The 25,469-nt window shown below is 74.2% G+C and carries 25 protein-coding genes, 1 pseudogene and 1 riboswitch; of the genes and pseudogenes, 11 read left to right on the top strand and 15 right to left on the bottom strand.

The features are described from left to right. Positions 1-45 precede the first annotated feature (45 nt). From ABZY20_RS03265 to ABZY20_RS03300, 8 genes and pseudogenes are all read right to left on the bottom strand, one after another. A pseudogene (locus ABZY20_RS03265) lies at positions 46-378 on the bottom strand (cobalamin biosynthesis protein); the annotation flags it as partial. Positions 379-431: 53 nt separating this feature from the next. Continuing rightward, positions 432-1,877 carry a cobyrinate a,c-diamide synthase gene (locus ABZY20_RS03270; protein WP_356435789.1) on the bottom strand — a complete coding sequence of 482 codons (1,446 nt, stop codon included), beginning with the start codon at positions 1,875-1,877 and terminating at the stop codon, positions 432-434. Then, positions 1,874-2,482, bottom strand: coding sequence for a cob(I)yrinic acid a,c-diamide adenosyltransferase (gene cobO / locus ABZY20_RS03275; protein ID WP_356435792.1), 609 nt, complete (start codon positions 2,480-2,482; stop codon positions 1,874-1,876). Before cobO ends, ABZY20_RS03270 begins: the two co-directional genes overlap by 4 nt. Beyond that, a complete protein-coding gene (locus tag ABZY20_RS03280) occupies positions 2,482-4,548 on the bottom strand; it encodes a putative cobaltochelatase (protein WP_356435795.1) in 2,067 nt (688 codons plus the stop codon). The genes cobO and ABZY20_RS03280 overlap by 1 nt, the downstream gene beginning before the upstream one ends. Positions 4,549-5,011: 463 nt before the next feature. Beyond that, positions 5,012-6,520, bottom strand: coding sequence for a cobyric acid synthase (locus ABZY20_RS03285; protein ID WP_356435798.1), 1,509 nt, complete (start codon positions 6,518-6,520; stop codon positions 5,012-5,014). A 2-nt stretch (positions 6,521-6,522) separates the two neighbouring features. After that, positions 6,523-7,491: a cobalamin biosynthesis protein gene (locus ABZY20_RS03290; protein WP_356435801.1), complete on the bottom strand. Its 969-nt coding sequence runs from the start codon at positions 7,489-7,491 to the stop codon at positions 6,523-6,525. Positions 7,492-7,611: 120 nt separating this feature from the next. Continuing rightward, positions 7,612-7,686: riboswitch (cobalamin riboswitch) on the bottom strand. Between the two features lie 178 nt (positions 7,687-7,864). Continuing rightward, positions 7,865-8,086, bottom strand: coding sequence for a hypothetical protein (locus tag ABZY20_RS03295; RefSeq protein WP_037756925.1), 222 nt, complete (start codon positions 8,084-8,086; stop codon positions 7,865-7,867). Between the two features lie 33 nt (positions 8,087-8,119). Further along, positions 8,120-9,367: an inorganic phosphate transporter gene (locus tag ABZY20_RS03300; protein WP_356435804.1), complete on the bottom strand. Its 1,248-nt coding sequence runs from the start codon at positions 9,365-9,367 to the stop codon at positions 8,120-8,122. Between the two features lie 393 nt (positions 9,368-9,760). On the opposite strand from ABZY20_RS03300, the gene ABZY20_RS03305 reads away from it, so the two are divergent. From ABZY20_RS03305 to ABZY20_RS03315, 3 genes are all read left to right on the top strand, one after another. Then, positions 9,761-10,483, top strand: coding sequence for a class II aldolase/adducin family protein (locus ABZY20_RS03305; protein ID WP_356435807.1), 723 nt, complete (start codon positions 9,761-9,763; stop codon positions 10,481-10,483). 81 nt (positions 10,484-10,564) lie between these two features. After that, positions 10,565-11,692, top strand: a complete 1,128-nt coding sequence (locus tag ABZY20_RS03310; protein WP_356435810.1) for an alpha/beta fold hydrolase — start codon at positions 10,565-10,567, stop codon at positions 11,690-11,692. A gap of 221 nt (positions 11,693-11,913) precedes the next feature. Continuing rightward, the gene (locus ABZY20_RS03315; RefSeq protein WP_356435813.1) at positions 11,914-13,317 is read left to right on the top strand and encodes a hypothetical protein; all 1,404 of its coding nucleotides are present in this window, start codon (positions 11,914-11,916) and stop codon (positions 13,315-13,317) included. On the opposite strand, the gene ABZY20_RS03320 is transcribed toward ABZY20_RS03315, so the two are convergent. Then, positions 13,314-13,748, bottom strand: coding sequence for a VOC family protein (locus ABZY20_RS03320; RefSeq protein ID WP_356435815.1), 435 nt, complete (start codon positions 13,746-13,748; stop codon positions 13,314-13,316). The genes ABZY20_RS03315 and ABZY20_RS03320 overlap by 4 nt on opposite strands. A gap of 240 nt (positions 13,749-13,988) precedes the next feature. Between ABZY20_RS03320 and ABZY20_RS03325 the strand changes: the two genes are divergently transcribed. The 3 genes from ABZY20_RS03325 to ABZY20_RS03335 all read left to right on the top strand — a co-directional run bounded on the left by ABZY20_RS03325 (position 13,989) and on the right by ABZY20_RS03335 (position 17,112). Then, a complete protein-coding gene (locus tag ABZY20_RS03325) occupies positions 13,989-15,587 on the top strand; it encodes an ABC-F family ATP-binding cassette domain-containing protein (protein WP_356435818.1) in 1,599 nt (532 codons plus the stop codon). Positions 15,588-15,939: 352 nt separating this feature from the next. Then, the gene (locus tag ABZY20_RS03330; RefSeq protein WP_010037790.1) at positions 15,940-16,158 is read left to right on the top strand and encodes a helix-turn-helix domain-containing protein; all 219 of its coding nucleotides are present in this window, start codon (positions 15,940-15,942) and stop codon (positions 16,156-16,158) included. 150 nt (positions 16,159-16,308) lie between these two features. After that, positions 16,309-17,112, top strand: a complete 804-nt coding sequence (locus ABZY20_RS03335; protein WP_356435821.1) for an enoyl-CoA hydratase/isomerase family protein — start codon at positions 16,309-16,311, stop codon at positions 17,110-17,112. Positions 17,113-17,145: 33 nt separating this feature from the next. On the opposite strand, the gene ABZY20_RS03340 is transcribed toward ABZY20_RS03335, so the two are convergent. Continuing rightward, entirely contained in the window at positions 17,146-17,871 is a 726-nt protein-coding gene (locus ABZY20_RS03340) for a nucleopolyhedrovirus P10 family protein (RefSeq protein WP_356435824.1), read from the bottom strand. An 87-nt stretch (positions 17,872-17,958) separates the two neighbouring features. Here ABZY20_RS03340 and ABZY20_RS03345 point away from each other — a divergent pair, with 87 nt between their 5' ends. From ABZY20_RS03345 to amaP, 5 genes are read left to right on the top strand one after another with little or no spacing between them, the layout of a single operon-like run. After that, the gene (locus ABZY20_RS03345; protein WP_356435827.1) at positions 17,959-18,432 is read left to right on the top strand and encodes an Asp23/Gls24 family envelope stress response protein; all 474 of its coding nucleotides are present in this window, start codon (positions 17,959-17,961) and stop codon (positions 18,430-18,432) included. Between the two features lie 46 nt (positions 18,433-18,478). Next, positions 18,479-18,664: a hypothetical protein gene (locus ABZY20_RS03350; RefSeq protein WP_311683857.1), complete on the top strand. Its 186-nt coding sequence runs from the start codon at positions 18,479-18,481 to the stop codon at positions 18,662-18,664. Beyond that, entirely contained in the window at positions 18,661-19,044 is a 384-nt protein-coding gene (locus tag ABZY20_RS03355; RefSeq protein ID WP_356435830.1) for a hypothetical protein, read from the top strand. Before ABZY20_RS03350 ends, ABZY20_RS03355 begins: the two co-directional genes overlap by 4 nt. Then, a complete protein-coding gene (locus ABZY20_RS03360) occupies positions 19,041-19,739 on the top strand; it encodes a DUF6286 domain-containing protein (protein ID WP_356435833.1) in 699 nt (232 codons plus the stop codon). Before ABZY20_RS03355 ends, ABZY20_RS03360 begins: the two co-directional genes overlap by 4 nt. Before the next feature lie 7 nt (positions 19,740-19,746). After that, positions 19,747-20,325: an alkaline shock response membrane anchor protein AmaP gene (gene amaP, locus ABZY20_RS03365; RefSeq protein WP_356435836.1), complete on the top strand. Its 579-nt coding sequence runs from the start codon at positions 19,747-19,749 to the stop codon at positions 20,323-20,325. A gap of 26 nt (positions 20,326-20,351) precedes the next feature. Here the strand turns inward: amaP and ABZY20_RS03370 are convergent, their stop codons facing one another. Genes ABZY20_RS03370 through ABZY20_RS03390 form a run of 5 tightly spaced genes read right to left on the bottom strand, consistent with a single transcriptional unit; the run spans position 20,352 to position 25,417 of the window. Next, positions 20,352-21,107 (bottom strand): SDR family oxidoreductase, encoded by a 756-nt coding sequence (locus tag ABZY20_RS03370; RefSeq protein WP_356435839.1) that lies wholly within the window; start codon positions 21,105-21,107, stop codon positions 20,352-20,354. A gap of 5 nt (positions 21,108-21,112) precedes the next feature. Further along, complete coding sequence (locus ABZY20_RS03375; protein WP_356435842.1) at positions 21,113-22,906, bottom strand: glycoside hydrolase family 15 protein; 1,794 nt, start codon at positions 22,904-22,906, stop codon at positions 21,113-21,115. A gap of 38 nt (positions 22,907-22,944) precedes the next feature. Beyond that, entirely contained in the window at positions 22,945-23,271 is a 327-nt protein-coding gene (locus tag ABZY20_RS03380; protein WP_356435845.1) for a hypothetical protein, read from the bottom strand. Further along, a complete protein-coding gene (locus ABZY20_RS03385; protein ID WP_356435848.1) occupies positions 23,268-23,858 on the bottom strand; it encodes a sigma-70 family RNA polymerase sigma factor in 591 nt (196 codons plus the stop codon). Before ABZY20_RS03385 ends, ABZY20_RS03380 begins: the two co-directional genes overlap by 4 nt. Beyond that, entirely contained in the window at positions 23,855-25,417 is a 1,563-nt protein-coding gene (locus ABZY20_RS03390; protein WP_356435850.1) for a sodium:solute symporter, read from the bottom strand. The genes ABZY20_RS03385 and ABZY20_RS03390 overlap by 4 nt, the downstream gene beginning before the upstream one ends. Positions 25,418-25,469: the final 52 nt, after the last annotated feature.

Here is a 25,469-nt window from a genome sequence, read left to right on the forward strand (position 1 = left end):
GGAGTGGGGGCGGGCGTCGCCGCCGAGGGTCGCCACGGCGCAGGTGGCCCTGGCGGACTTGCGTTTGGGGACGAGGAGTTCACCGCCGCCGAGCAGGGCCGCGGCCTCGGCGACGGAGGGCGTACCGACCGCGGCGAGCGGCGCGCCGGACGGGCCGGGCACCCGCACCCGGGCCAGCTCCCCGGCGTCGTACGTCATCACAGGCACCCCCAGCCGCCGCGCCGTCCCGGCGATGCCGGGCTCCCCGGCCTTGCCGGTGACGGTGGCGAGTCCGGCGACGGCCGCGGCGGACACCCCGGCCTCCCGCAGCGCGCCCTCCACCAGCGCGAGCACCTCCTCGGCGGGGACCCCCTTCGACGCCCCGACCCCGACGACCACGCCGCGCCCGGGCCGGGCCGGAGCGGGGACCCCGGAGCCGGACGGTCCGCCGCTCATGACGTCCGGCACCTGTCCACGAAGCGGACGGCCACGCCGGGTTTGGCGGCCCAGTGCGTGTGCAGATAGCTGGCGTGCACCCCGCCCCGCACGAACCCCTCGACCCGCGGCCGGGGCGTGCGCAGGCCCCAGGCGGGTTCCGCGCCCGCGCCGGGCTCCACGACGGTCCGGTGGAACTCGTGGCCCCGCATCCGGGTCCCCGCCGCCGCGAGCACACTGTCGCCCACGGCCACCGCGTCCCGGTAGCCCAGCGTGAGCCGCTCCGTCATCCGCGCCCCGGCGTCCAGCACCCCGCACATCGGCAGCCCGTCCAGCTCCCGGCACAGATACAGCAGCCCGGCGCACTCGGCGGCGACCGGCGCCCCGCTCTCCGCCAGCACGGCGACGGCCTTGCGCAGCGGTTCGTTGGCGGACAGCTCGGAGGCGTACACCTCGGGGAACCCGCCCCCGATCACCAGCCCCCGGGTGCCCTCGGGCAGGTCCTCGTCCCGCAGCGGGTCGAACGGCACGACCTCGGCACCGGCGGCGGCCAGCAGTTCGGCGTGCTCCGCGTAGGAGAACGTGAACGCCTCACCGCCGGCCACGGCGATCCTCGGCGCGTCTTCCCGGCGCGGGCCCGGCGTCCCGTCCCGCCCGGCCGGGCGGGCGGCGGACGACGAGACCGCCTCGGCCGCGTCCCACGCCGCGCACGACAGCGTGCCCGCACCGCGCGCCAGCGCCTCCAGCGCGTCCAGATCGCACCCGGCCGTGACCTGCGCGGCCATCGCCTCGACGGCCTCCACGGCCGCGCCGCGCCGCTCGGCGACCGGCACCAGCCCCAGATGCCGCGACGGCGTGTCCACCTGCGCGACCCGCCGCAGCACCCCGAGGACGGGCACCCCGACCTGCTCCAAGGCCTCCCGCAGCAGCTCCTCGTGCCGGTCCGTGGCGACCTTGTTCAGGATCACGCCCCCGACCCGCACCTCCGGGTCCCAGGACACGAACCCGTGCACCAGCGCCGCCACCGACCGGGACTGCGACGACGCGTCCACGACCAGCACCACCGGCGCCCGCAGCAGTTTCGCCACATGCGCCGTGGAGGCCAGCTCGCCCTGCCCGGCGACGCCGTCGTACAACCCCATCACGCCCTCGACGACGGCGATGTCGCAGCCCCGCGCCCCGTGCAGGAACAGCGGCCCGACCCGCTCCGGACCGCACAGGTACGCGTCGAGGTTGCGTCCCACCCGCCCGGTCGCGAGCGCGTGGTAGCCGGGGTCGATGTAGTCCGGGCCGACCTTGTGCGGGGACACGGCGAGCCCTCGCGCGGCGAACGCGGCCATCAGCCCCGTGGCGACGGTCGTCTTGCCGCTCCTCGACGCGGGCGCGGCGACGACCAGCCGGGGCACGGACGAGGCGGACGACGAGGACGGCGAGGGGGCGGACGACGCGGAGGAGGATCTCACCACTCGATGCCCCTCTGCCCCTTCTGCCCGGCGTCCATCGGATGCTTGACCTTGGACATGTCGGTCACCAGATCCGCGAAGTCGACGAGCTCGGCGGGCGCGTTCCGCCCGGTGATCACGACGTGCTGGGTCCCGGGCCGGTCGCGCAGCACCTCGACGACCTCACGGGTGTCGATCCACCCCCAGTGCAGGGGATAGGCGAACTCGTCCAGCACGTACAGCCGGTAGGTCTGCGCCGCCAGGTCCCGCTTGACCTGCTCCCAGCCCTCCCGGGCCTTCTCCTCGTTGGAGGAGTTGTCCCCCTGGAGGTCGCGCTGCACCCACGACCAGCCCTCGCCCATCTTGTGCCAGGCGACGGAGCCGCCCTGCCCGCTGTCGCCCAGCACCTTCAGCGCGTTCTCCTCGCCGACCTTCCACTTCGCCGACTTGACGAACTGGAACACCCCGATCGGCCAGCCCTGGTTCCAGGCCCGCAGCGCGAGCCCGAAGGCGGCGGTCGACTTGCCCTTGCCGACGCCCGTGTGCACCACGACGAGCGGCCGGTTGCGCCGCTGCCGGGTCGTCAGTCCGTCGTCCGGGATGACACTCGGCTGTCCCTGCGGCATTACGCGGCCCTCCTCGAAGTTCCCTGTACGTCCCTGACCAGGCCGGCGATCGAGTCGGCCCGCAGTTCGTCCAACGTCACGGCGGTCCCGCCCAGTTCACCGGCGAGCTGCCCGGCGAGCCCCAGCCGCACCGGCCCCTGCTCGCAGTCCACGACGACCGACGCGACACCGTCGGCCGCGAACAGCCGTGCCGCCCGCTCGGCCAGGGCGACCGGGTCCGGGCCTCCCGTGGCCCGCCCGTCCGTCACCACCACGAGCAGCGGCCGCCGTGCCGGATCCCGCAGCCGCTCCACCCGCAGCACGTCGTGCGCGCGCAGCAGCCCGGCCGCCAGCGGGGTCCGCCCGCCGGTCGGCAGCGTCTCCAGCCGGGACGCCGCCGCGTCCACGGACGAGGTCGGCGGCAGCGCGACCTCCGCGTCCCGGCCCCGGAACGTCACCAGCCCCACCTTGTCCCGCCGCTGGTAGGCGTCCAGCAGCAGCGACAGCACGGCCCCCTTCACGGCGCTCATCCGCTGCCGCGCCGCCATCGACCCCGAGGCGTCGACGACGAACAGCACGAGGTTGCCCTCGCGGCCCTCACGGGTGGCCTGCCGCAGATCGTCCCGGCGCACCACCAGCCCGGGGCCGGAGCGTCCGCGCGCCCGCTGGTGCGGGGCGGCGGCCTGCACGGTCGCCGCCAGGTGCAGCTTGGTCAGCGCGCCCTGCGGCCGGCGGGCCCCGGTCGTGCGCCCGTGCTCGGTCCGCGCCCGGGAACGCCGCCCGGCGGCGCCCTCGCCGATCCCGGGCACGCTCAGCACCTTGGTGCGGAACGGCTCGCAGGCCCCCACGGCCGACTGCTCGCCCGCACCCGAGGGATGCGGCTGCCCGCCCTCCCCGGGCGGGGGCGGCGGCACCTCCGCGTCACGGCCCTGCGCAGCCTCACCGCCCTGCGGCGCGTCACCGGGCTGCGGCTGCCCGCCGCCCCCGCCGCCTCCGCCGGGCCCGTCCGGCCCGGGGTCCGGGTCCTGGTCCGTTTCCTGGCCCGGGTCCGGATCCGGGTCCGTGTCCGGGTCGTCGCCGGAGAACTCCTCCAGCGTCCGGTCGAGCTTGTCCTCGTCCAGGCCGGGCGCGTCGAAGGGGTTGCGCCGCCGCCGGTGCGGCAGCGCGAGCAGCGCGGCCTGCCGGACGTCCTCCGCGAGCACGTCCGTACGCCCCGCCCAGGCCGCCAGGGCCGTCGCGGTCCGCGCCATCACGATGTCGGCGCGCATGCCGTCCACCTCGAACGCCGCGCAGGTCGCCGCGATCTGCCGCAGCGCCCCGTCGCCCAGCCGCACCGACGGCAGCAGCTCGCGCGCCGCGACGATCCGCGCCCGCACCCCTGCCTCCTCGTCGGCCCAGCGGGCGGCGAAGGCGGCGGGGTCGTCGTCGTAGGCCAGCCGCCGCCGGACGACCTCCACCCGCTGCTCGGGCTCCCGCGAGGCCGCGACCTCCACGGTCAGCCCGAACCGGTCGAGCAACTGCGGCCGCAGCTCGCCCTCTTCGGGGTTCATGGTGCCGACCAGCAGGAACCGGGCGGCATGCCGGACGGAGACGCCCTCGCGTTCGACGTACGAGGCGCCCATCGCCGCCGCGTCCAGCAGCAGGTCGACCAGGTGGTCGTGGAGGAGGTTCACCTCGTCGACGTAGAGGATCCCGCGGTGCGCGTCGGCGAGCAGGCCCGGTTCGAAGGCCTTCACACCCTCCGAGAGCGCCCGTTCGATGTCCAGCGCGCCGACCAGCCGGTCCTCGGAGGCGCCGACCGGCAGCTCGACCATGCGCGCGGCCCGCGTCTCGAACGCCCCCGCCTCGTGCGGCCCGTCCGGGCAGCCGGGGTCGGGGGAGCCGGGGTCGCAGGAGAACCGGCAACCGGAGACGACGTCCAGCGTCGGCATGAGCGCCGTCAGCGCCCGCACGGCCGTCGACTTGGCGGTGCCCTTCTCACCGCGCACCAGCACACCGCCGACCGCCGGTGAGACGGCGTTCAGCAGCAGCGCGAGCCGCAGATCGTCCTGGCCGACCACGGCCGTGAACGGAAACGGGGTGGTCACTTGTCGTCACCCTCCAAGGTGCCTTCGAATTCCATGCGCCGACGATCCGAGACCTGCGGCAGCCGTACGGCGGCATGCGGCGCCGGTGAGTTCCCTGGCGGTAGCGGCCGATTGCCGAAGGCCCTCGGTCGTCGTCGGGCGCGTACCGCAGGGGAGTTGGCCCTGCGCAGCGGCCGGTGGCCGGTGCGGTAAGGCGGCTGCGCGGTGCGGGGCGCCAGTGGGGCACCTCCACGCAGCCGTCGGCACCCGACGGCCTCCCTGGGCCGGTCGGCCTGTGGCGCCGGGCAGTCGCCTCGCCGCAACCGCCGCCGGTCGACCGCCGGCGACAGCCGCTCGGCATGCGGCTCCGGTGAGATGCCTGGCGGCAGCGGCCGCTTGCCGACCGCCTTCGGCAGCTGGTGGGCACCCCCCACCCCCGTCGCCACCCGGCCCGCTTTCCCCGGCCGCGACGGGACCGTCGCGGTCATGCGGGTGCTCCCGGGGGAACGAAGGGCAGCCCCCGCGGTGCGCCGGACTCGATGAGGCGCCACAGCGCGTCCGTGTCCGCGTGCTGTTCGATCAGGTCGCCCAGCCGGTCGAGCTGTTCCTCGCGCAGGGCGGCGAAGGACGTGTCCGGCGCCGGTACGAAGCGGCGCCCGGCGGCGGCGGCCACCTCGCGCAGGAACGCCCTGCGGAAACCGTCCGACTCCAGCGAGCCGTGCCAGTGCGTGCCCCAGGTCTGCCCGACCCGGCAGCCGTCCAGGAAGGGGGTGCCGCCCTGGACGTCGGCGACGCCGTGGTGGATCTCGTAGCCCTCGACGTGCTCCCCGAGGGCCTCGCCCGCGGGCCGGGTGAGGGTCTTCTCGCGGGCGAAACGCACCCGCACCGGCAGCAGTCCGAGCCCGTCGACCCGTCCCCGACGGCTCTCCACGTCGTCCTCGATGTGCTCGCCGAGGATCTGGAACCCGCCGCAGATGCCGAGGACGGGCCGCTGCTCGGCGGCCCGGCGGGCCAGGGCGTCGGCGAGACCCCGTTCGCGCAGCCACTCCAGCGCACGCACGGTGCCGCGCGTCCCGGGCACGATGACGAGGTCGGCGTCGGCCAGTTCCTCGGGCCGGTCCACGAACCGCACCACGACGCCCGGCTCGGCGGCCAGCGCGTCGACGTCGGTGAAGTTGGACATCAGCGGCACGGCGCAGACCGCGACGCGCAGCACGTCCTCCCCGACGGGCGGCGCGACGGCGGACTCCCGCACGGCCCCGCGCATCGAGACCCGCAGCCCGTCCTCCTCGTCGATGCCCAGCCCGTGCCGGAAGGGCAGCACCCCGTACGTGCGCCGCCCGGTGAGCCCGTGCAGCATCTCCAGACCGGGCTCCAACAGGGACACGTCCCCGCGGAACTTGTTGACCAGGTACCCGGCGACGCACTCCTGGTCCTCGCGCGACAGCAGCGCGACCGTCCCGAAGAACGAGGCGAAGACACCGCCCCGGTCGATGTCGCCGACGACGAGCACGGGCAGCCCGGCGCCCCGGGCGATGCCCATGTTGACGATGTCGGTCCGCCGCAGATTGATCTCGGCGGGCGAACCGGCCCCTTCACAGATCACCGCGTCATACGTGCCCCGCAGTTGCTCCAGGCAGTCCAGCACCGTCCCGAGCAGCCGCCGCTGCCGCCCGCCGTGGTAGCCGCGCGCGCTCATCTCGCCGACCGGCTTGCCGAGCAGCACGACCTGGCTGCTCTGCTCGCCGCCGGGCTTGAGCAGCACGGGGTTCATCAGCGCGGCCGGCTCGATCCGGCAGGCCTGCGCCTGCATGGCCTGCGCCCGCCCGATCTCGGCACCCTCGCGCGTGACGAAGGAGTTGAGGGACATGTTCTGCGCCTTGAAGGGCGCGACCTTGACGCCCTGCCGCACCAGCCACCGGCAGATGCCCGCCGTCACGACGCTCTTGCCCGCGTCGGAGGTGGTACCGGCGACGAGAAGCCCACCGCTCATGCTCACTTCCCCCTCTTGAACAACCGCGCGCCCCCGGACAGCCGCGCACCCACCAGTCGCGCCCCCGCGCACGCCCCGAGCGCGAGCCAGGTGACGCGCCGCGACAGCCGTACGGCCCGTTCCACGTCGTGCGTGACGACCGCGCGGCCGTGCGGGTTGAGCACCGGCCGGTGCTCCACCCGCCCGCCGTACGAGAGCGTCCCGCCCAGCCGCACGCCGAGCGCCCCCGCGAAAGAGGCTTCCACGGGACCGGCGTTGGGACTCGGATGCTTCCCCGCGTCCGCCCGCCAGGCCCGTACCGCCGCACGCGGATCCGGCCCGGCCAGCGTCGCGAGCACGGCGGTCAGCCGCGCCCCCGGCCATCCCGCCACGTCGTCCAGCCGCGCGGAGGCCCACCCGTAGCGCCGGTACCGGGGCGACTTGTGCCCGACCATGGCGTCGAGGGTGTTGACGGCCCGGAAGCCGAGCAGCCCCGGCACCCCGCCCACCGCGCCCCACACCAGCGCCCCCACGACCGCGTCGGAGGTGTTCTCGGCGACGGACTCGACCACGGCCCGGGCGATCCCGTCGGCGTCGAGGGCCTGCGGGTCCCGCCCGCACAGGTGCGGCAGCCGGGCCCGGGCCGCCTCGACGTCGCCGGCCTCCAGGGCGCGCCCGATGGCGCGCGCTTCGCGGGCCAGCGAGGTCCCGCCGACGACGGCCCAGGTGGCGATCCCGGTCAGTGCGACGGATGCGGCGGCGGACCGCCGTGCGGCCCCCGCGGCGACCGCCCCGGCGGCGACGGCTCCTCCGGCGCACACGGCGGTGTGCAGCGCGCCCCACCCCCGGTGGTCCCGCCACAGCACCCGTTCCACGGCACCCGCGGCCCGCCCGAACGCGGCGACCGGATGCCCCCGGCGGGGATCGCCGAGCAGCAGGTCACCGATCAGGCCGGCGGCGGCACCGTACGCGAAGACGCGACCGGCACCCATGGGCTCAGCCGGCCGAAGGGGCAGACGGGGGAGGGGTGCTGGAGCTCGGTCGGCAGCCGCGCATGGCGATATGTCCTCACTCAGGGTGTCCACGCCCTGGTTCGACGAGACCGGCGGTGAGAGTTCCTGGCTCCCGGGGATCGCTGCCCCCGGTGACAGTGGCGGGACCGCGCCGGACTCGCACCGGCTTCCTCTCCTGCCGCCGTAATTGGCCCCGGCAGTCCACCACGGCCGCGAACCGCCGTCAACTTGCCGTTGACCTGCGCGGGGAGAGTGTGCAGAACCCCACACCACCCCCGGCGCACACGAGCGCCGGGCGGCACGGGAGTGAGTTCCCGTGCCGCCCGGCGGCCGTACTCGTGCGGTCGGGCCGTCAGGCCACGATCAGGTAGATCCCGTAGCCCACGGCCGCCGCGCACGCCGCGAAGCACGCGTACGCGCCGGTGACCGCGAGACCCGCGGAACCGCCCTCCGCCACCGCCCGCTCGCGGCGGGACAGGCCGGTGATGCCGAGGGTGAACAGGGCCACGAGGGCCACCGTGACCACGAGGCTGACGCCGAAGACGGAACCGAGGGCCGCCCAGTCGATCTTCATCTCAGAGACTCTTCCTTGTTACCGGTGGGCGGGTCAGACCGTGGTGGTCGAGGACGGGGCCCGCTCGGAGGTGGCCTGGGACGGGAAGGCGTGGGCCGGCTCGTCCGCCACGGCGCCCGCCGTGGGCGGCGGCGTGACCGCGGCCATCGCCGTGGTCACCACACCGGCCGGCTCCTCGTCCTCGGTGTCGTTGACGTTGGTGTGGTCGACGACCTCACGCCGCGACACCTTCCAGATCGCCGCGCTGGAGGCGACGAGGAAGACCGCCACCACCGCGGTGCCCCAGTCGCCGAAGCCGGTGACGTACTCGGCGAGCGCGGCCACCAGGGCCGCCGCCGGCAGCGTCAGACCCCAGGCGATGAACATCCGCGTGGCGGTCGACCAGCGGACGACGCCGCCCTTGCGGCCGAGGCCCGCGCCCATCACCGCGCCGGAGACGGAGTGGGTGGTGGACAGGGAGAAGCCGAGGTGCGAGGAGGCCAGGATGACCGTCGCCGCGCTGGTCTGGGCCGCGAAGCCCTGCTGCGGCTGGAGGTCGGTCAGGCCCTTGCCCATCGTGCGGATGATGCGCCAGCCGCCCAGGTAGGTGCCCAGCGCGATCGCGACGCCCGCGGAGAGGATGACCCACATGGGCGGGTCGGAGTCGGGGGCGACGGTGCCGCCGGCGACCAGGGCGAGGGTGATGACACCCATCGTCTTCTGCGCGTCGTTGGTGCCGTGCGCCAGCGAGACCAGGCCCGCGGAGGCGATCTGGCCGGCGCGGTAGCCCTTCTCGGACGCCTTGCCGTCGGCCTTCCGGCCGAGGGAGTACGTCAGCCGGGTGCCGAGCATCGCCGCGACGCCCGCGACCAGCGGGGCGGCGATCGCCGGGATCAGCACCTTGGTGACCAGCACGTCGCCGTGCACCGCGCCGACGCCCGCCGAGGCGATCGTGGCGCCGATCAGGCCGCCCATGAGGGCGTGCGAGGAGCTGGACGGCAGACCGACCAGCCACGTCAGCAGGTTCCAGAGGATCGCGCCGACCAAGGCGGCGAAGATGACCTCGGGACGGATGCCGGCCTCGTCGACGAGGCCTTTGGAGATCGTGTTCGCGACTTCCACGGACAGGAAGGCGCCGACCAGGTTCAGAACCGCGGACATGGCCACCGCGACCTTCGGCCGCATGGCGCCGGTGGAAATGGTCGTGGCCATCGCGTTCGCGGTGTCGTGGAAACCGTTCGTGAAATCGAACGCGAGTGCGGTTACCACCACAATCGCGAGGATCAGCGAGAAGCTTTCCATTTACCCAGGCAATCGTTCGAGGTCATTGGCTGGACGAACGTAGGTAACCCGAGTGAACGGAAGATGAACTGGGAGGGGCGCGGGGGTGTCCACAAGAGAGGGTTGTCGTTCCGCCCTGCTGTCAGGCTCCCCGGACACCGGTATCCGGACGCCTTGCGCCGATCGCTTCAGCCGATCGAGTGACCGGGTGAAGAGACCGAGGTCACCCGGCGGTGAGCCGCGGGCGGGCCCGTCGACGGGCCCGCGGAGGACGGCCGCCCGCTCCCGATCACCGACTGTGGGGCACCCACTACCGTACGGCACGCCGAAGCCCGGGTCGTATGCGATGCCCGCCGCGGGCGGCGGCGCACCGGGGGGCGACGGGCCCGCGGCCCGCCTGGCAGGATCACGGGCATGGCTGAGCAGCGAGGAGACGAGCGGGTCATGGACGGCGGCGCACCGGACGCGGGGGAGGCGCGGCTCAGGAGCGTGCGCCCCGAGGAGGCGCGCGCCTGGGAGGAACTCGTCGCGACGGCCCGCCGCACGGTCTCCGAGGGCCTCGTCGTCGGCACCTCCGGCAACGTCTCGGTCCGGGTCGGCGACACCGTCCTGGTCACACCGTCCGGCGTGCCCTACGACCGCCTGGCGCCCGGTGACGTGACCGGCGTGGGCCTCGACGGCCGGCAGGTCCTCGGCACGCTCGTCCCGACCAGCGAACTGCCCATGCACCTCGCGGTCTACCGCACGACCGGCGCCCGGGCCGTCGTCCACACCCACGCCGTGCACGCGACGGCCGTCTCGACGCTGGTCACCGAGCTGCCCCTGATCCACTACATGGCCGCCGCGCTCGGCGGCCCCGTCCGGGTCGCCCCCTACGCCACCTACGGCACCGGCGAGCTGGCCGAGAACATGCTCCGCGCCTTCGCCGGCCGCTCCGGCTGCCTGCTGCAGAACCACGGCACCGTCACCCACGGCGCCACCCTCGCCCAGGCCTACGACCGCACGGCCCAGCTGGAGTGGATGTGCCGCCTGTGGCTCACCGCCGCGTCCGTGCCGGGACTTACGCCGAGCCTGCTGTCCGGTGAGCAGCTGGCCGAGGTGGAGGAAAAGCTGCGCGGCTACGGCCAGCGCGGCTGACGGGCCCCCGCGCCGCCCGCGCCTCACCCCGCCGCGGCCTCCCACTGGTCGGCCGCCGGATCCGCCAGGACACTGGAAGGCGTGCGCACAGTCAACGCGACGGCCGCTGCCGTCACCGCCGTGCTGGGGGCCGGTGCCGCCGTCGTGGCCGCCGGCCGGTTCGCCAGCGACGCCGCGCTCAAGGCGGTCCCCGGCCGGCCACTGCCCACCGAGCCCCGGCTCACCGTGCACGGCACCGCCGCCGGGCAGATCACCCTCACCCGCGACCTCGCCGCCCTGCGCCCCGGCCGCTACGGCCTGTCCGGCAACGGCTTCCACGCGGTCGTCGGGCCCGTCCTGGCCGGCGCCCCGGCCACCGCCGACACGGTCGTACGGCGGCTGGAGAGCGTCACCCACGGCACCCTCGAAGCCGGCGACAAGGCCTGGCTCACCCCCAACGTGTACGTCGGCGACCCCGGCACCGCCCTCGGACTGGAACACGCCGACGTCGACATCCCCGGCGAACTCGGCTCCCTGCCCGCCTGGTTCGTCCCCGGGGCCCGCGACACCTGGGTGATCGCCGTGCACGGCCTGGGCGCCACCCGGGAAGTCGCCCTGAACGTCATGGGGTTCCTGCACCGCAGCCACTTCCCGGTCCTCGCCCTCGCCTACCGAGGGGACCTCGGCGCACCGCGCCCGCCCGACGGGCTGAACCACCTCGGCGAGACCGAGTGGCGCGACCTCGACGCGGCCATCCGCTACGCCGTGCGCCACGGGGCCCGGCAGGTCGTCCTGCACGGCTGGTCCACCGGCGCCACCATGGCCCTGCGCGCCGCCGAGCGCTCGGGAGCGCGCGAGCACGTCTCCGGACTCGTCCTGGACTCCCCGGTGCTCAGCTGGGAGACCACCCTGCGCGCCCTCGCCTCGGCCCGCCGCACCCCGGGCGCCCTGCTGCCCCTCGCGGTGCGCGCCGCCCAGGGCCGCACCGGCCTGCACGGCGACCGGGCCGCCCGGAGCCCGTCCCCCGCGGCCCTGCGCGTGCCGGCCCTCGTCTTCCACGGCCCCGGCGACACGGTCGCCCCCTGGCGGCTCTCCCGCCGGCTCGCCGACGCCCGCCCCGACATGGTCACCCTGCGCACCGTCGCCCACGCCCCGCACGGAGCCATGTGGAACGCCGACCCGCAGGCCTACGAGGAGCGCCTCCGGCGCTTCCTGACGCCGCTCATGTGACCCGCCCCTTTCCGCACCCCCCGTCCACGCTCTCTCCGCCCCGCCGCGACGGCCTCGCACCCGGTCCCCGGCCGACCGGTCGTCAGGATTCCGTTTAGCGTCGTACCACTGGCCGGTTTCCTGCTCCCGGCCCCTCGCGGGGACCGGTGCGTTGGCCCTCTCCGTAGCCCCCCGTGACATTCCGTTTGGGTTTTCGGACCGTCAACCGGAAGACTGCCCCCGTGACGTCCCGTATCCCGCGCGACTCCAGGCTCCGACTCGTCCGCCCGCGACCCCTGGCCGCCGCCCCCAGAGCGATGAACCAGCGGCGCTCCCGCCGCCCGGCGCCACGCCCCCCGGAGGGCACCCCGGCACCGGCGGAGCTGGCCAGAATGGCGCGCTCAGGACTGGCCGCCGCGGCCCGCGTCGCCCGCTGGGCCGACGCCGCCCTCGGCCCCGGCCGCGACAGCGCCACCGCCGACGGCAAGGCCACCCTCTCCGAGGCGACCGCCGAACGGGCCGCCCGCGACCTGGGCCTGACCCCGGCTCAGGTCAGAGCCGACTGGGACACCGCCCGGCTCGCCGGCCTCATCGAGGTGCACGGCGACAGCGCCCGCCCCGGCTGGCGGCTGCGCGCCTGGAACCGCGACGACAGTGCCGTGCTGCGCGGCTGGGTCGCCCTCTTCGACGCCTGGTCGCTCGCCTACCCGGAGCCCGAGGGCCACGAGCCCGCCGCCGTCGCCGAGGTCGTCTCGGCGATGCCGCAGACACTCTCCTTCCTCCAGCTGTCCGCCGGCCCCGTCCCCGTGGAGCAGCTTCTCGACCTGCTGGAGCAGCGCGTCACCGAGCTGCGCACCGCCCGCTGCGAGATCCCCTACGGCCCCCAGCCCGAGCCGGGAACGGCCGAGGCCGAGCCCGCCGACGCCCCGCTCGCGCCCCTCCTCGACTGGGCCCTGCGCGCCCTCGCCTCCGTCGGCGCCCTCACCTACGGCGACGGCCAGGCCACGCTCACCCCGCTCGGCAGCTGGGCCGTCTGGGTCAAGCTGGAGCAGATCTGCGTCGCCGCGCAGAGCCCCGCCGGGAACATCGAGCAGGCCGCCGAGGACATGCTGCGCGGCTGCGCCCAGCTGCGGCCGAACGCGGCCCGCGCCGAGTACCGCGCCTGGCTCGCCGCCCGCCCCGTCGGCAGCGCCGTCACCGAGCTCCTCGGCGCCGCGCGCGGCGAGGACGCCCTGCTGCGCGGGCTCGCCTTCGAGGCCCTGCGCGTCGTCGGCGCCCCCGCCGAGCCGGACGTGCGCGCCGCGCTGGACGAGCCCACGCTCCGGCCCTACGCGCTGCTGTGGCTCGCCGAGCACGACGGCGCCGACCCGGAGGACGCCCACGAGGTCCTCACCCGGGAGGAGGCGACCTGGCTGTGGGTGGACACCGCGGCCGCCGTCGCCGACCACGGGGAGGCCCCGCTGCTCGTGCGGCACCTGGAGTCCGCCGTGCAGCCGACCGTCCCGATGCTGCTGGACGAGGTGCGCGCCGTGGGACACCCGCGCACCGTGCAGGTCCTGGTCGCCCTCGCCGCGGCCCACCCGGACCCGGCCCTCGCCAAGGCCGTGCGCCGGGCCGCCTTCCAGGTGCACACCGGGGGCAGCTAGCCCCGCTCCTCGGCGCGCCAGCCCGGTATCTCGGGTGCGTACGTCCCGAAGCTCCACAGATTGCCCTCGAGGTCCCGGGCCATGTAGTCCCGCGAGCCGTAGTCCTGGTCCGTCGGGGGCATCACGACCTCCACGCCGTGCTCGGCGGCGCGGCGGTGGTGCGCGTCCACGTCGTCCACCACGACGTACACCCCGGTCGTGCCCGCGTCCTTCATCGCCGCGTCGAAGACGCCGCCCCGGCCCCTGGTGCCCACCATCACCGCGCCGTTGCCCTGTGCCAGCTCGGCGTGCGTCACCGAGCCGTCCTCGCCCTCGTACACCGCCAGCTCCGTGAAGCCGAAGGCCTCGGTGAGCTGGCGGATCGCGGCCTTCGCGTCCGTGTACAGCAGCGTCGGGTAGATGCTCGGACGCCCGCCGGACGTGCCTGCCATACCGATCACTCCCTCGTGTCCGGTCGCCGGAGATCCGGTGGTCCGGATCTGCCGCTCAGTCTCGCACCGGACACCGACAACGGCCTCCGGCCGGCACCGCCGCCTCGAACACCCGCACGCAGAAAAAGTGGTTGCACGCCCCCGTTAGACTGTCCCCCATGGCCTTTCTCCTCGCGCATTAGACGGCGGGAACGTCCTCAGCCGCCCATCCCGCCCCCATATCCGCCCTGGAGTCTGTCCGTGATCTCCGCCTCCGGTATCGAGCTGCGCGCCGGTGCCCGCGTCCTCATCGAAAACGCCACCTTCCGGGTCGCCAAGGGCGACCGCATCGGCCTGGTCGGCCGCAACGGTGCGGGCAAGACCACCCTCACCAAGGTCCTGGCCGGCGAGGGCATCCCGGCCGGCGGCACCGTCACCCGCTCCGGCGAGGTCGGCTACCTCCCGCAGGACCCCCGCACCGGCGACCTCGACATCCTCGCCCGCGACCGCATCCTGTCCGCGCGCGGCCTGGACGTCCTGATCCGCAAGATGCGCGACAACGAGCAGCGCATCGCGAGCGGCAAGGGCGCCACCCGCGAGAAGGCGATGAAGCAGTACGAGCGCCAGGAGACGGAGTTCCTCACCAAGGGCGGGTACGCCGCCGAGGCCGAGGCCGCCACCATCGCCGCCGCGCTCAACCTGCCCGACCGCGTGCTCGGCCAGCCCCTGCACACCCTCTCGGGCGGTCAGCGCCGGCGTATCGAGCTGGCCCGGATCCTGTTCTCCGACGCCGACACCCTGCTGCTCGACGAGCCGACCAACCACCTCGACGCCGACTCGATCATCTGGCTGCGCGACTACCTCAAGACCTACCGCGGCGGCTTCATCGTGATCTCCCACGACGTCGACCTGGTCGAGACGGTCGTCAACAAGGTGTTCTACCTGGACGCCAACCGCGCCCAGATCGACGTCTACAACATGGGCTGGAAGCTCTACCAGCAGCAGCGCGAGGCCGACGAGAAGCGCCGCAAGCGCGAGCGCGCCAACGCCGAGAAGAAGGCCGCCGCCCTGCACTCGCAGGCCGACAAGATGCGCGCCAAGGCCACCAAGACGGTCGCCGCGCAGAACATGGCCCGCCGCGCCGACAAGCTGCTCTCCGGCCTGGAGGCGGTGCGCCAGTCCGACAAGGTCGCCAAGCTCCGCTTCCCGGAGCCGTCGCCCTGCGGCAAGACGCCCCTGATGGCCGAGGGCCTGTCGAAGTCCTACGGCTCGCTGGAGATCTTCACCGACGTCGACCTGGCCATCGACAAGGGCAGCCGCGTCGTCATCCTCGGCCTCAACGGCGCCGGCAAGACCACCCTGCTGCGCCTGCTGGGCGGCGTCGAGCAGCCGGACACCGGCGCGGTCGTCCCCGGCCACGGCCTGAAGCTGGGCTACTACGCGCAGGAGCACGAGACCCTCGACCCGGACCGCACGGTCCTGGAGAACATGCGCTCCGCCGCCCCCGACATGGACCTGGTCGAGGTCCGCAAGGTGCTCGGCTCGTTCCTGTTCTCCGGCGACGACGTCGACAAGCCGGCCGGGGTGCTCTCCGGCGGCGAGAAGACCCGTCTGGCGCTGGCCACCCTGGTCGTCTCCTCGGCGAACGTGCTGCTCCTCGACGAGCCGACCAACAACCTCGACCCGGCCAGCCGCGAGGAGATCCTCGGCGCGCTGCGCACGTACAAGGGCGCGGTCGTCCTCGTCACGCACGACGAGGGCGCGGTCGAGGCGCTCCAGCCGGAGCGGATCATCCTGCTGCCCGACGGCGTCGAGGACCTGTGGGGCGCCGACTACGCGGACCTCGTCGCCCTGGCCTGAGCGTCAGCACCACTTGATCGAACATGTGATCAACGGCGTATGGATCATTCGGCCCATCGGTGATCCATCATCTGTGTGAGATCTCCTCGTACCGAGGTGTGTCCTACATCCATTGCGCGGCCGAGCCCCCGATTCTTCCGGGCTCGGCCGCCGCGCCGTTCTGACCTGGTCTTTCCCGGGGCAATCCGTTCGGCCGTACGGACGGCACTCATCGGAACTTCGTATTCCGGATGTGGGGATGTGCTCCTGTCGTCACGGCCTTGTCTCACGGACCTTGCCGAATGGGTGGCCATCAGGGCCCGGAGGGGTGATCATGAGGAGACCAGAGCGCACTTCCCATGAGGAGGCACGGGTGGCCGAGACTCTGAAGAAGGGCAGCCGGGTGACCGGCGCCGCGCGCGACAAGCTCGCGGCAGACCTGAAGAAGAAGTACGACGCCGGTGCGAGCATCCGGGCGTTGGCCGAGGAGACCGGCCGCTCGTATGGCTTTGTGCACCGCATGCTCAGTGAGTCGGGCGTCACGCTGCGAGGGCGTGGCGGGGCGACCCGGGGCAAGAAGGCCACGGCCTGACCCCGGGTGGCCCCACGGCTTCGATGGTGGCCACCCGGTCGGCGGACTGATCGACCGGGTGGTTACTGTGCAGTCACTTAGCTGTGCCGTGCCAGGGCGGTGACGCCGTCGTGCGGCACGGAAGACGACCGCACACATCGGAGGCGTCCCATGGCTTCGCCCGACCAGGACCTCGTTCCCGTACTCGACAAGGACGGCGTACGGCTCACCGTCGACGACGCGATCGCCACGGTGACGCTGACCAACCCGGCCAAGCGCAACGCGCAGAGCCCCGCTCTGTGGCGGGCGCTGACCGAGGCCGGCCGGCTGCTGCCGGGCTCCGTCCGTGTCGTGGTGCTGCGGGCCGAGGGCAAGTCCTTCTCGGCCGGGCTCGACCGGCAGGCGTTCACGCCGGAGGGCTTCGACGGGGAACCGTCGTTCGTCGACCTCGCGCGGGGCGGCGACGCCGAGCTGGACGCGACCATCGCCGAATACCAGGAGGCGTTCACCTGGTGGCGGCGCAGCGACATCGTCTCCGTCGCCGCTGTCCAGGGACACGCCATCGGGGCGGGCTTCCAGCTCGCCCTCGCCTGCGATCTGCGCGTCGTCGCCGACGACGTGCAGTTCGCCATGCGTGAGACCAGCCTCGGACTCGTGCCCGACCTGACGGGCACGCACCCGCTGGTCGGACTCGTCGGATACGCCCGCGCGCTGGAGATCTGCGTGACCGGGCGCTTCGTCACGGCCGAGGAGGCCGTCAGCGCCGGGCTCGCCAACGTGGCCGTGCCCGCCGGCCAGCTCGACGACACGGTCCGCGACCTCGTCGCGGCCGTCCTCGCCGCGCCCCGCGACGCGGTCATCGAGACCAAGGCGCTGCTGCGCGGCGCCCAGGACCGCACCTACGAGGCCCAGCGCGGCGCGGAGCGCCAGGCACAGGCACGGCGGCTGCGCGACCTCGCGGGCGTGGGCGACTGAGCCGCCCCGGCGGTGGCGGCGCCGGAACGTCCCTCAGGCGATCGCACTGACCAGGACCGCCACCGTCGGACGGTCCGGCAGGCACCCCGCCACCGCCGCCCGGACCTCTCGGGCCACCTCCCGGGCCGGCCGGTCCGCGCCCACCGCCAGTTCCACGCGGACATGGCGGTGCGGCAGCTCGGCCTCGCCCGGCAGGTCGCCGATGTGCACCGGGTGGCCCAGCATGCCCGTCAGATGGAGGACACCCGGGACCTCCAGCGCGGCGGTCGCGACCCGGGCCTCGTCGCCGTCCCGCGGCGGGGACGCCGGGGACGGCTCGGGCAGGCGCCCGGCCGGCTGTTCCGGCTCCGCCCGGTCCTCGCCCTGCTCCAGCAGGCCCGTGACCCGCAGATCCACCTCCGTCACCGTCAGCCCGATCCGCTGCGTCGCCGCGGTCGCCAGCGTCGCCCGCAGCAGGGACGCCGTCGCCGGCAGCGGCTCCGAGGCCGTGGCCGCGAACTCGGCCGTCACCTTCAAGGGCCCCGGCGGCAGGGCCGTCGGGGGAGCGGGTACGGCCGGCTCCGCGGTGTCCGCCGCCTCGGGGCGCACGACCCGGAGCGCTTCGACGCGCACTCCCGGAGCGTCCAGCGCCGCGCGCCGCAGCACCGCCTCGACCGCCCGCTCGGCGACCCACGCGCCGTCGCGCGCGTCACCCAGCGGCAGCAGCCTGCCGATACCCAGCTGATGTCTCACTGCCTGTGCCCATCGCTCGGCCGTCATTCCTCCAGCCTGCCGTATCAGGGGCGCGCTCCCACGTAACCGTGCTTACGGTGGTCGCAGGACGACGACCGAAAAGGACGTACGGCGATGACAGACATGACCGAGAACCGGGGCGGGGAGAGCGAATCGCCGGCGGCGCGCAGAAGCCCGCTGGTCAAGCGCAGCGGCGGGGACCCGGGCTCCCGGGGCCGGACCACCATCGCGGACGGCGTCGTGGAGAAGATCGCCGGCCTCGCCGCCCGCGACGTCGACGGCGTGCACGCCATGGGCAGCAGCATGTCCCGCACCTTCGGCGCCGTGCGCGACCGGGTGCCCGGCGGCGCCAAGTCGGTGACCCGCGGCGTCAAGGCCGAGGTCGGCGAGGTGCAGGCGGCCCTCGACCTGGAGATCGTCGTCGACTACGGCGTGTCGATCGCCGATGTGGCCCGCGACGTACGGGAGAACGTCATCACGGCCGTCGAGCGGATGACGGGCCTCGAGGTGGTCGAGGTCAACATCGCGGTGAGCGACGTGAAGCTGCCGGACGAGGAGGAAGAGGAACCGGAGCGCCGGATCCAGTGAGGCACCGACCACCGGACGACACAGCCGCTGAGGAGCTGAGGACCGCATGAGCATGGGCGTTGCCGGCATGATCGCCGGCATGGCGCTGGCCTTCGCCGGGTATTTCGGCGGATTCGGAGCCTTTCTGCTGGTGGCGGCGCTGGGCGCCGTCGGCTTCGTCGTCGGCCGGTTCCTGGAGGGGGACATGGACTTCGGCGACTTCTTCCGGTCCCGTGACGAACGGCGGCGGTGACGCCCGTGAGCACGGGGGCCGGTGAACTCGACAGACCGCTGACGGTCGTACCGCCGGGCGAACGCGGCGCGACCCGGATCGCCGACCGGGTCGTCGCGAAGATCGCCTCGCAGGCGGCCCACGAGGCGATCGGGAAGCTGCCCCCGGACGCCGGCAGCCCTCACGCCACCGTCGCCGTCCACCACCAGGTCGCCCACGTCCGGGTCCAGATCGAACTCGACTACCCCTGCGACATCGGCGACCGCTGCCGCCGGGTGCGTCGCCGTGTCGTGGAGCGGGTAGGCACCCTGGTGGGCATGCAGGTGCCGGAGGTCGTCGTCCAGGTGGAGCGGCTGCACCTCGTCGCGGCACGCGGCGCGGCACAGGGGAGGACGCGATGAGCGAACCCCGGGGCACGGAACCCTCCGACGGCACGACCCGGCGCCTGCCCGTCCTCGACCAGTCCGGGACGGACGACAACGGCACCGCACTCGACCAGTCGGCGTCGTCGTCCGCGTACGGTCCGCCGCCCGCGCCCGACGACGGCGGCGGCGGCGCGGGCCGCTTCTGGTCGGTGCGCCGCGTCCCCGCCGGCATCGTCGCCCTGCTGCTCCTGGGCCTGACCGGGCTGTTCCTCTACGACATCGTGTCCGTGCGCGCCGGCCGCCCCGGCATGGCCTGGCGCAAGGAACTGGCCCGGCAACTCGCCGAACGGCCCCTGGACGACACCTGGGTGCTCGTCGGCGCCGGGGTCGCCGCCGCCCTCGGCCTCTGGCTGCTGATCCTGGCCGCCACGCCGGGCCTGCGGGGCGTGCTCCCGATGCGGCGCACGCACGCCGACGTCCGCGCCGGACTGCACCGGGACGCCGCCGCCTCCGCCCTGCGCGACCGGGCCATGGAGGTGGCCGGCGTCCAGACGGCGCGGGTACGGGTGCGCCGCAGGCGGGCGGACGTGCGCGCCGTGTCCCACTTCCGCGAACTGGACGACGTACGAACCGACCTGGACGCCGTGCTGGCCGACGCGATCAGCGGACTGGGGCTCGCCCGGCCGCCCGCGCTGTCGGTGCACGTCCGGCGCCCCGGCCGGAAGGGGTGAGGCAGCCGTGCTCAGGGTCGTCAACCGCGTGTTCCTCGGCCTCGTGGGCCTGGTCCTGCTGGTGCTGGGCGGGTCCGTGCTGGCCGTCGGCCTCGGCGCGCCGGTGCCCTCGTGGTGGATCCACGACAGCAAGAGCGACGTGCTGCTGAGCGACGCCGAGCGCACCCGCTGGCAGGACGAGGGCTGGTGGTGGCCGGTCGTCATCGCCGCCCTCGCGATCCTGCTGCTGCTCGCCCTGTGGTGGCTCGTCGCCGTGCTCCGCAGGCGCCGCCTCGCCGAGGTCCTCGTCGACACCGGCGACGGCGACGGCGCGCTGCTGCGCGGCCGGGCCCTGGAGAACGTCCTCACCGAGGAGGCCGCCCATATCGACGGCGTCGACCGGCCGCGCGCCCACCTCAGGGGCCGCCGCAACGCCCCCGAGGCCCACGTACGGCTCACACTGGAGCCGCACGTGGACCCCGGCACGGCCCTGACCGACTTCACCGCCGGCGCCCTGACCCACGCGAAGAACTCGGCGGGCCTGGACTCGCTTCCGGCGGAGGTGCGGCTGAGGGGCGTCAAGCACGGCGAGGCCAGGGTGAGCTGACCCCGCGGCCGGGGAGCGCGGCGCCGTCAGAAACCGTGCCGCGCTCCGCCGTCGACGGGCACCATGACCCCCGTCAGATAGGACGCGGCCGGCGACAGCAGGAACGCGGCCACCCGCCCGAACTCCTCGGGCGTCCCGTACCGCCGCAGCGGGATCCTCGACTCGGCGGCCGCCCTGGTCGCCTCCGGATCCGCCGACAGCGCGTCCAGCTCCCGCACCCGGTCCGTGTCGATCCGCCCGGGCAGCACCCCCACCACCCGGATCCCGCGCGGTCCCAGCTCGTCGGAGAGCGACTTCGCGAAGCCCGCCAGCCCCGGCCGCAGCCCGTTGGAGATCGTCAGCCCCGGGATCGGCTCGTACACCGAGCCGGACAGCACGAAGCCGATGACACCCCCGGCCTCCATCTCGGCCGCAGCGGCGCGGGCCAGCCGCACCGCACCGAGGAACACCGACTCGAACGCCTCCTGCCACTGCTCGTCCGTGTTGTCCGCGACGAACCCGGCCGGCGGCCCGCCCACGCTGACGAGGACGCCGTTGAAGCGGCCGAAGTGCTCCCGCGCGGCCCCGATCAGCCGGGCCGCGGCCTCGGGGTCGGCGTTGCCGACGGCCACCCCCACCGCGTTCGGGCCCAGTTCCGCCGCCGCCTCGGCGACGGTCCTGTCGTCCCGGCCGGAGACGACCACCTTCGCCCCGTCCGCGACGAGCGCACGCGCGGTGGCGTTGCCGAGGCCGCGCGTGGCTCCCGTGACGACGTACACCCGGTCCTTCAGTCCAAGATCCATGGGGCCTATCCTGCCCCGTCCGCCCCGTACAGGGCGAGGGCGGTGTTCACCAGCCCGATGTGGCTGAACGCCTGCGGGAAGTTCCCGAGCTGCCGGCCGGAGAACGGGTCGAACTCCTCCGACAGCAGGCCGACGTCGTTGGCGAGTGCCACCAGCCGCTCGAACAGTTCGCGGGCCTCCTTCGTCCGGCCCGTCATGTGCAGCGCGTCGGCGAGCCAGAAGGAGCAGACCACGAAGGTGCCCTCGCTGCCGGGCAGCCCGTCGACGTCCCTGTCGCCGGTGTCCCGGATGCTGTAGCGGCGCAGGAAGCCGCCGTGGTCCAGCTCCTCGCGGACCGCCTCGATGGTGCCCAGCACCCGCGGATCGTCCGGCGGCAGGAAGCCGACGCGCGGGATGAGCAGCAGCGCGGCGTCCAGTTCCCGGGAGCCGTAGTACTGCGTGAAGGTGTTGCGCTCGGCGTCGTAGCCCTTCTCGCACACCTCGCGGTGCACCTCGTCGCGCAGCTCGCGCCAGCCGTCCAGGTCGCCGCCCAGCTCCGGATGTTCCTCCAGGGTGCGCACGGCCCGGTCGGCGGCCACCCACACCATCACCTTCGAGTGCACGAACTGGCGCCGGCCGCCGCGCACCTCCCACAGCCCCTCGTCGGGCTGCCGCCAGTTGCTGCGCAGGAAGTCCATCAGGGCCGTCTGCAGCGCCCACACGTCCGGCTGGGCGGACAGGCCCGAGGCGCGGGCCAGCGACAGGGAGTCCATCACCTCGCCGTAGACGTCCAGCTGGAGCTGGTTCACGGCGTCGTTGCCGATGCGGACGGGGGAGGAGTCGTCGAAGCCGCCCAGCCACGGCAACTCGAACTCGGGCAGCCGCCGCTCGCCCGCCAGGCCGTACATGATCTGCAGGTCCGCCGGATCGCCCGCGACCGCGCGCAGCAGCCAGTTCCGCCAGGCCTCGGCCTCGGCCTGGTAGCCCGCCGCCAGCAGCGCGCCCAGGGTGAGGGTGGAGTCGCGCAGCCAGCAGTAGCGGTAGTCCCAGTTGCGCACCCCGCCCGGCTCCTCGGGCAGCGAGGTCGTGGCGGCGGCGACGATGCCGCCGGTGGGGGCGTAGGTGAGGGCCTTCAGCGTGATCAGGGAGCGGACGACCTCGTCCCGGTACGGCCCGTCGTAGCGGCAGTGCGCCACCCAGGCCCGCCAGTCCTCGACGCTGTGGCGCAGCGCCTCGTAGGGGTCGACGAGCGGGGGGCGCGGCTCGTGGGAGGGGTGCCAGGTCAGGACGAACGCGACCTTCTCGCCCTTGCGCACCGTGAACTCGGCGTGCGTGCCGAAGTCCTCGCCCCAGCTGCGCACTTCCGGCTCGCTGCGCAGCCAGGTGGAGTCCGGTCCCGCCACGGCGACGCGGTGGCCGTCGGTCCTGCGCATCCAGGGGACGACCGAGCCGTAGTCGAAGCGCAGCTTGAGGACGCTGTGCAGCGTCACCTCGCCGTCCAGGCCCTCGACGATCCTGACGAGGTCGGGCGCCTCGTCGCGCTGGGGCATCAGGTCGGTGACCCGGACCGCCCCGTGCTCGGTCTCCCACTCGGTGTCCAGGACGAGGGTGTCGTGGCGGTAGGCGCGCCGGGTGCACCGGTCGGCCCCCACGGGGGCGATGCGCCAGTGGCCGTTGTCCTCGTCGCCGAGCAGCTTCGCGAAGCAGGCGGCGGAGTCGAAGCGGGGCAGGCACAGCCAGTCGACCGAACCGTCCGTGCCGACCAGGGCCGCGGTCTGTTCGTCGCCGATGAGCGCGTAGTCCTCGATACGGGGGTGCACGGAGTGCGGATGCCCGGCAAGTCGGCGCGGCAATCCGGTCAGGGCCAGGGGGGTGACGTGGCGTCGGCGACCGGTGCCGCGCTGCCGGAGAAGATCACACCGGGATCCGACGGGGCCTGGTTGAGGACCCACAGGCCGATGAGGGTGGCCAGCGTGAAGACCACCGCGATCAGTACGGCGAGCACGAGCCGCCGCCGGCGTTCCCGCCGCAGCCAGTCGCCGCGCGCCGCGCGGTACGCGTCGGGGTCGGGGAGCACCCCGCCCGCCATGGCCCGCAGTGCCTCGCGCAGCTCCTGCTCGGTCCGGCCGTGCCCGGGTCGGTCCGGACTGGTGCCACGCGATTCCGTCGCGTCTCGATGCGTCATCGCCGGGCCTCCATCGCCTGGGTCAGGGCGGCGATGCCGCGTGCCGTGTGCGTCTTGACGGAGCCGCCCGATATGCCCATGGCGGCGGCTATCTCGCTCTCCTTGAGCCCGAGCCAGTGCCGCAGCACCAGGGCCTCGCGCTGCCGGGCCGGCAGCCGCTGGAGCGCGTCGATCAGCACCCGCTGGTCGTCGCGGAGCAGCGCCGCGTTCTCGGCTGAGGCGACCAGTTCCTCGGACGGACGTTCCGTGTGCCTGCGGGCGACCTGGAGGTGGCGGATGCGCATCCGGGTCAGATTGCAGACGGTGGAGCGCAGATACGCCTCCGCCGCGGCGACGTCCTTCAGCCGCCGCCACTTGCGGTAGATCTGGTAGTACGCCTCGGCCACCACGTTCTCCGGATCGTCGGCGCCGAGCAGCACGGCGAGGCGCAGCATCGAGGAGTAGTGCAGCTCGAAGAGGCGGGCGACACCGGCCTCCCGCTCCAGGTCGGCGGGGTCGCCGGCCGGGACGGCGAGCGGCTCGGCCGGCGCCGGTGCCCCTGCCGGTGCCGGTGCCGGCGGCAGCGTGGGGTGCGGTCTGCGTCTCATGGATGGTTCGCTCCCGTCTCCGGACTCCGCCTGACGGTCAGGCGGAACGGCAGGTCGGTCGAGTCGGTGCCGCGCGGGACGCCGAGGCGTTCGAGGGCCGCGGTGCCGGCCACCGCGACGGTCAGATTGAGCAGCAGGGCGGCGAGCCCTGCGTAGATCTCCAGCGGCCCGGTGCCGGTGCCGAGCGGTACGACCGAGGAGAACCCCTCGCGCACGACCAGGTACGTGCCCGACGCCATGCCCACGGCCCACCCGGCGAGCAGCGCCCGCGCGTGCAGCCGACCGGTGAACAGCCCGACGGCGACGGCCGGGAAGATCTGCAGGATCCACACGCCGCCGAGGAGCTGGAGGTTGACGGCGTCCTGGTCGCGCAGCCCGAAGACGAACGCCACGGCCCCCACCTTCGCAGTGAGTGACACCGCCTTGGCGATGCGCACCTGCCGCTTGGGTGTGGCCGTCGGATGGACGTACTCGACGTACACGTTCCGCACGAAACTCGTGGCGGCCGCGATGGACATCACGGCGGCCGGGACCAGCGCGCCCACGGTGATCGCCCCGAACACCAGCCCGGCGAGCGGCCCCGGCATCAGCCGGTCGACCAGCATCGGCACGGCGGACTCGGCCCCGCCCTCGGGCGCTCGCACCCCCGTGGCGAGCGCCGCGAGGCCGAGGAACCCGAAGAGGGCGAGCAGCGCCGTCCAGGCGGGCAGCGCCACGGCGGCCTTGCGTACGGTGCGCGGACCGTCGGCTGCGAACCCGGCGGTGAGCACGTGCGGGTACATCAGCAGCGCGAGCGCCGAGCCCAGCGCGAGCGTGGCGTAGGCGGGCTGCTGATCGGGGGAGAGCAACAAGGCGGAGCGGGCTGTGTCCGTCCCACCCAGCCGTCGTGCCGCTCCCTCGAACACCGTGCCGGGCCCGCCGAGCCGCTCCAGAACCAGCCAGCACACGGCGGTGAGCGAGACGAACACGGCTACCGCCTTGAGTGCTGATATCACCGTCGGCGCACGCAGCCCGTGCCGGTATGTCGCCAAGGCCAGCCCCGCGAAGAGCGCCACCATCACCAGGTCGCCGGCCGCGCCCCGGGGGTAGAGGCCCCCGGCCGTGAGCACGGCCCGTATGCCGAGCAGCTGCAGCGCCAGGTACGGCATCGTCCCGAGTATCCCGGTCAGCGCCACCACGAGCGCCAGCGGCGGTGAACCGTACCGCCCGCGCACGAAGTCGGCGGCCGTGACGTACCCGTGGCGGCGGGCCACCGACCACAGCCGGGTCAGCAGAACGAAGGCGAGCGGACAGACGACCACCGTGTACGGCACGGCGAAGAACGCGGGCGCGCCGTTGCCGTACGCCAGGCCGGGGACGGCGGTGAACGTGTACGCGGTGAAGATCGTGCCGCCCAGCAGCAGCCAGGTCCACACCGGACCGAGGCTGCGGTCGGCAAGCGCCCAGCCCTCCAGGGACGGCAGCCGGTCCACGGGGCGCAGACGGCGCGCGGTGACGGCGAGCAGCGACGCTCCGCCTATCACGGCGAGAAACGTCGTGGTCATGGCGCCATCCGCCATGGGTCACCGTCCTTGGTGTGCCTGGGCCCTCGCCTGCTGGTTGCGCGGGCGG

Origin of the sequence: Streptomyces sp. NPDC006624 (assembly GCF_040611555.1) — a bacterium.
In the GTDB taxonomy this organism is placed as follows: Bacteria; Actinomycetota; Actinomycetes; order Streptomycetales; family Streptomycetaceae; genus Streptomyces.